Origin of the sequence: Deinococcus radiopugnans ATCC 19172 (genome assembly GCF_006335125.1) — a bacterium.
GTDB lineage: Bacteria > Deinococcota > Deinococci > Deinococcales > Deinococcaceae > Deinococcus > Deinococcus radiopugnans.
In genome coordinates this window covers 1-4336 of record NZ_VDMO01000053.1, presented here as the reverse complement: position 1 = coordinate 4336, position 4336 = coordinate 1, and the positions used below count along the sequence as shown (strand labels likewise).

The following is a 4336-nucleotide window of genomic DNA, read 5'->3' as shown; positions in this document are numbered from 1 at the left end:
GGCGCGGAACAGCTGTGCCATGCGCTGCGGTGGAACCTGCCCGAGTTACCTGAGTTGGTCAGGCTACTGAGCACGCCGTTTCACGCATCAGGAGCGGCTTGAAGCTAAGATGTCCGGTACAGAGGACCAACTCCTTATCTAGCCCTCTTCCCTCTCCCCCTCCCCAAACCCGTAAACTGCACGGCATGAGTGCGAATCTCGTGGTGGTAATTCTCAGCGTCGGGGGTTTTCGAGGCTGAGCAACGCGCCATGCCGCACACCCCCCGCCCCAGCCGAGGCGGGGGGATTTTTTTAGGAGGCTTTATGGGGCAAGCAGACGGGCAGGAACGGAGCGGGCAAGACCTGAACAGCACCACCCCGGACAGGGGCGAGATGACCGGCGCCAAGGCGCTGTGGGCCACGCTGGCGAATCACGGCATTTCCACCGTGTTCGGCTACCCCGGCGGCGCGATCATGCCGGTGTACGACGCGCTGACCTTTTACCCGGAAGTGCGCCACGTGCTGACCCGCCACGAGCAGGGCGCGGCCCACGCGGCGGAAGGCTGGGCCAAGGCGACGGGCGAGATCGGCGTGTGCCTGGCGACGAGCGGCCCCGGCGCCACCAATCTGGTGACGGGCTTGGCCGACGCCATGATGGACAGCGTGCCGCTGCTGGCGATCACCGGGAACGTGGCCCGGCACCTGATGGGCACCGACGCCTTCCAAGAGGCCGACATCACCGGGATCACCCTGCCGATCACCAAGCACAACTACGTGGTGCGCGACGTGGAGGAACTGCCCCAGATCATCGCGGAGGCCATCCGCATCGCCCGCACCGGACGTCCCGGCCCCGTGCTGGTGGACATCCCCAAGGACGTGCAACTGGCCGCGTACTCCGGCCAGATTCCCAAACCACACGCCCGCCCCGAGATTCCCGCCCCGGCCGACGAGGCCATTGAGCGGGCGCTGGAGCTGCTCAGGAGTGCCAAAAAGCCCGTGATGATGGTGGGCGGTGGCTCGCTGGATTCGTCCGCCGAAATTACCGCGCTGGCCCGCGCCTGGGACATCCCGGTGATCACCACGCTGATGGGTCTGGGCGCCTTTCCCGCCAGCGATCCGCTGTGGCTGGGGATGCCGGGGATGCACGGCAGCGTGGCCGCCAACCGCGCCATCAGCGAGGCCGACGTGCTGCTGGGCATCGGCCTGCGCTTCGATGACCGCGTGACCGGGCGGGTCAACGGCTTTGCGCCCAACGCCGCCATCATCCACATCGAGCTGGACGCCGCCGAGATCGGCAAGATCATCCGCACGCACGTGCCGGTGCGCGGGGACGCCAAGGTGGCCGCCGCCCGACTGACCGAGGGGGCCGTGAAGGGCGTCTGGCCTGAGTGGACGGCGCAGCTTCAGGAGTGGCGGGGCCGCAACGAGACCCCGGAACACTGGGGCGCGGGCTACGCGGTCAAGGCCGTGGTGGATCGCCTGACCCCGGACGACATCCTGAGCAGCGACGTGGGGCAGCACCAGATGCTGTGCGCGCAGCTGGCCCGCTTCGAGAAGCCCCGGCGCTGGCTCAACTCCGGCGGGCTGGGCACGATGGGCTTCGGCTTCCCGGCGGCCATCGGCGCGGGCATGGCCGAACCCGGCGTCCGCAGCGTGGTCATCGCGGGCGACGGCGGCTTCCAGATGACGGCGCAGGAACTCGCCACACTGAAGATGTACGACATCCGCAACGTCAAGATCTGCATCATCAACAACTCGTACCTGGGCATGGTGCGGCAGTGGCAGGAGATGTTCCACGGCAAGCGCTACTCGGAAGTGTGGCTGGGCGACAGCAACCCCGATTTCCTGAAACTGGCCGACGCCTACGACGTGCCGGGCTACCGCGCCAGCAGCGCCGAGGAGTTACCCGCCGCGATTGACGCGTGGCTGAATGACCCCAAATCCGCCCTGCTGGAAGTGGTGGTGCCGCATGAACACGGCGTCTTCCCGATGGTGCCTGCCGGGGCCGCGCTGTACGAGATGATCGAATCCGATCCCAAGCGGGCCGCCGAGCTGAAAGCCCAGCTGGCCGACGCCCCTATGAACGAGGTGCCCATGAATGAGGTGAGCGACGCATGACCGAACCCGTCCCCTACGATCAATTGCTGTCCATTCTGGTGCGCGACGAGCCGCGCGTGCTGACCCGCATCACGGCGCTGTTCGGGCGGCGCGGCTACAACATCAAGAGCCTGAGCGTGGGCAACACCGAACACCCCGGCGTCTCGCGCATGACCATCGTGGTTCACGGAGACCGGGGGGTGGTGGAGCAGGCCATCCGCCAGCTGGAAAAGCTGCACGACGTGGTGAAGATCATTGACCACAGCCTGGAAAAGTACGTCGACCGCGAACTGGTGCTGGTCAAGGTGGCGATCACCCCGGAGAGCCGCGTGGAGGTGCGCCAGATCGCCGAGGACTTCCGCAGCCGGATTGTGGACGTGGGCCGCCACGCCCTGACCTTCGAGGTGACCGGCGACGAGGGCAAGGTCACTGCGTTCATCGAGCAGATGCGCCCCTTCGGCATTCTGGAAACCATGCGGACGGGCCGCATCGCCCTGACGCGCGGCAGCAACGCGGACATCGCCAGCCACATCTACCACAGCGGCGAGTCCGAGACGCTGCGCCCGGCGCTGGAAGGCTTGGAGGCGCGGGAGGAGCGGGCGCGCGGGGTGCCGAATCTCTTCTGACGGAATGTCCAACCGTCAAACGGTCAAACCGTCTAACCGCTTTGAAAAGATGGAGGAGCGTTATTTTCCATTTGAGCAGCTAGAGGTCTATCGGCTGGCGGTGGCGTTTGCCACAGACATTTACCGCGTGACCAGGCCTTTTCCGGCAGACGAGCGTTTTGGGCTGACGAATCAGCTTCGCCGAGCGGCGGCGTCCGTCAGCCTGAATATCGCTGAGGGACGCGGGCGTGGCGGCGACAAGGAATTTGTCCGTTTTTTGATGATCGCCAGAGGCTCACTCTTTGAAGTCATGGCCGCCTGCCAGATCGCCGAATCCCTGAATTATCTTCTCCCAGACGATCACCGAACTGTGCGAACGCAGGCCCACGAACTCACCGCCAGACTCATGTCCCTGATCAAAAAACTCAACCCACCGAGTCCCTAAGCGGTTTGACGGTTAGACAGTTAGACGGTTAGACATGCCCACCTGTAGGAGAATCCCCCAATGGCTGCAAAAATGTATTACGACCGAGACGTGGACACCGCCCCCATCGAGAACAAACTGATCGCCATCATCGGCTACGGTTCGCAGGCGCACGCGCACGCGCAGAACCTGAGGGACAGCGGCTTTAATGTCGTGGTGGGGCTGCGCGACGGCAGCAGCAGCCGCGCCAAGGCCGAACAGGCCGGGCTGCGCGTGGCGAGCATCGAGGACGCCACCAAAGAGGCGGATGTGGTGATGCTCCTGATTCCCGACGAGAACCAGCCCAAGACCTACACCGAGAGCATCGAGCCGCACCTGACCGACGGCAAGGCGCTGGCCTTCGGGCACGGCTTCAACGTCCACTTCGGGCGCATCAAGCCGCCAGCGGGCGTGGACGTGTTCCTGGTGGCGCCCAAAGGCCCCGGCCACATGCTGCGCCGTGTGTACGCTGACGGCGCGGGGATGCCGGGCATTTTCGCCGTGGGCCAGGACGCCACCGGCAACGCCCGCGACATCGCGCTGGCCTACGCGCGCGGCATCGGCTGCACCCGCGCGGGCGTGCTGGAAACCACCTTCAAGGAAGAGACCGAAACGGATCTGTTCGGCGAGCAGAGCGTGCTGTGCGGCGGCGTGACCCACCTGATTCAGGCAGGTTTCGAGACGCTGGTGGAGGCGGGCTATCAGCCGGAAATCGCGTACTTCGAAACCCTGCACGAGGTCAAGCTGATCGTGGACCTGATCTACGAGAAAGGCTTCGAGGGCATGCGCCACAGCATCTCCAACACCGCCGAGTTCGGTGACTACGTGACCGGGCCGCGCATCATTACCGACGACACCAAGGCCACCATGAAAGACGTGTTGAGCGACATTCAGGAAGGCCGATTCGCCCAGAAGTTCATTGACGACGCCGAGAACGGCTTCCCGTACATGAACGAGCAGCGCACCAAGATGCGCGACCACAAGCTGGAAACCGTGGGCAAGGAACTGCGCGATATGATGCCCTTCATTTCCAAGAAAGAGCTGGAAGTGTAAGCATTTATACGAAATCCGATTAATTCCTTAACAAAGGCCACCAATGGAAGAGGGTGTGCTGGGAAAGGAGATCGGGTTGGGTCTCCAACCAGGCGCACTGCTGAGCGAGGGTCTCAGTAAAGTCGTGCAGGGTGTCAAA

At 64.4% G+C, this 4336-nt stretch carries 4 protein-coding genes; all 4 read left to right on the top strand.

Annotation, left to right across the window (positions count from 1 at the left end; genetic code table 11):
- Positions 1 to 372: 372 nt before the first annotated feature.
- The 4 genes from ilvB to ilvC are packed head-to-tail and all read left to right on the top strand — an operon-like array spanning position 373 to position 4197.
- Entirely contained in the window at positions 373 to 2097 is a 1725-nt protein-coding gene (ilvB, locus tag FHR04_RS20520; protein WP_052195676.1) for a biosynthetic-type acetolactate synthase large subunit, read from the top strand.
- Entirely contained in the window at positions 2094 to 2702 is a 609-nt protein-coding gene (ilvN, locus tag FHR04_RS20515; RefSeq protein WP_039684152.1) for an acetolactate synthase small subunit, read from the top strand. Before ilvB ends, ilvN begins: the two co-directional genes overlap by 4 nt.
- 4 nt (positions 2703 to 2706) lie before the next feature.
- Positions 2707 to 3126: a four helix bundle protein gene (locus tag FHR04_RS20510; RefSeq protein ID WP_249039248.1), complete on the top strand. Its 420-nt coding sequence runs from the start codon at positions 2707 to 2709 to the stop codon at positions 3124 to 3126.
- Positions 3127 to 3186: 60 nt separating this feature from the next.
- On the top strand, positions 3187 to 4197 hold the full coding sequence (gene ilvC / locus FHR04_RS20505; protein ID WP_139405032.1) for a ketol-acid reductoisomerase: 1011 nt from the start codon (positions 3187 to 3189) through the stop codon (positions 4195 to 4197).
- Positions 4198 to 4336 lie beyond the last annotated feature (139 nt).

Coding starts and splice junctions, on each gene's coding strand:
- ilvB (WP_052195676.1), top strand. CDS start 373: ATGACCGGCGCCAAGGCGCTGTGGGCCACGCTGGCGAATCACGGCATT.
- ilvN (WP_039684152.1), top strand. CDS start 2,094: ATGACCGAACCCGTCCCCTACGATCAATTGCTGTCCATTCTGGTGCGC.
- FHR04_RS20510 (WP_249039248.1), top strand. CDS start 2,707: ATGTCCAACCGTCAAACGGTCAAACCGTCTAACCGCTTTGAAAAGATG.
- ilvC (WP_139405032.1), top strand. CDS start 3,187: ATGGCTGCAAAAATGTATTACGACCGAGACGTGGACACCGCCCCCATC.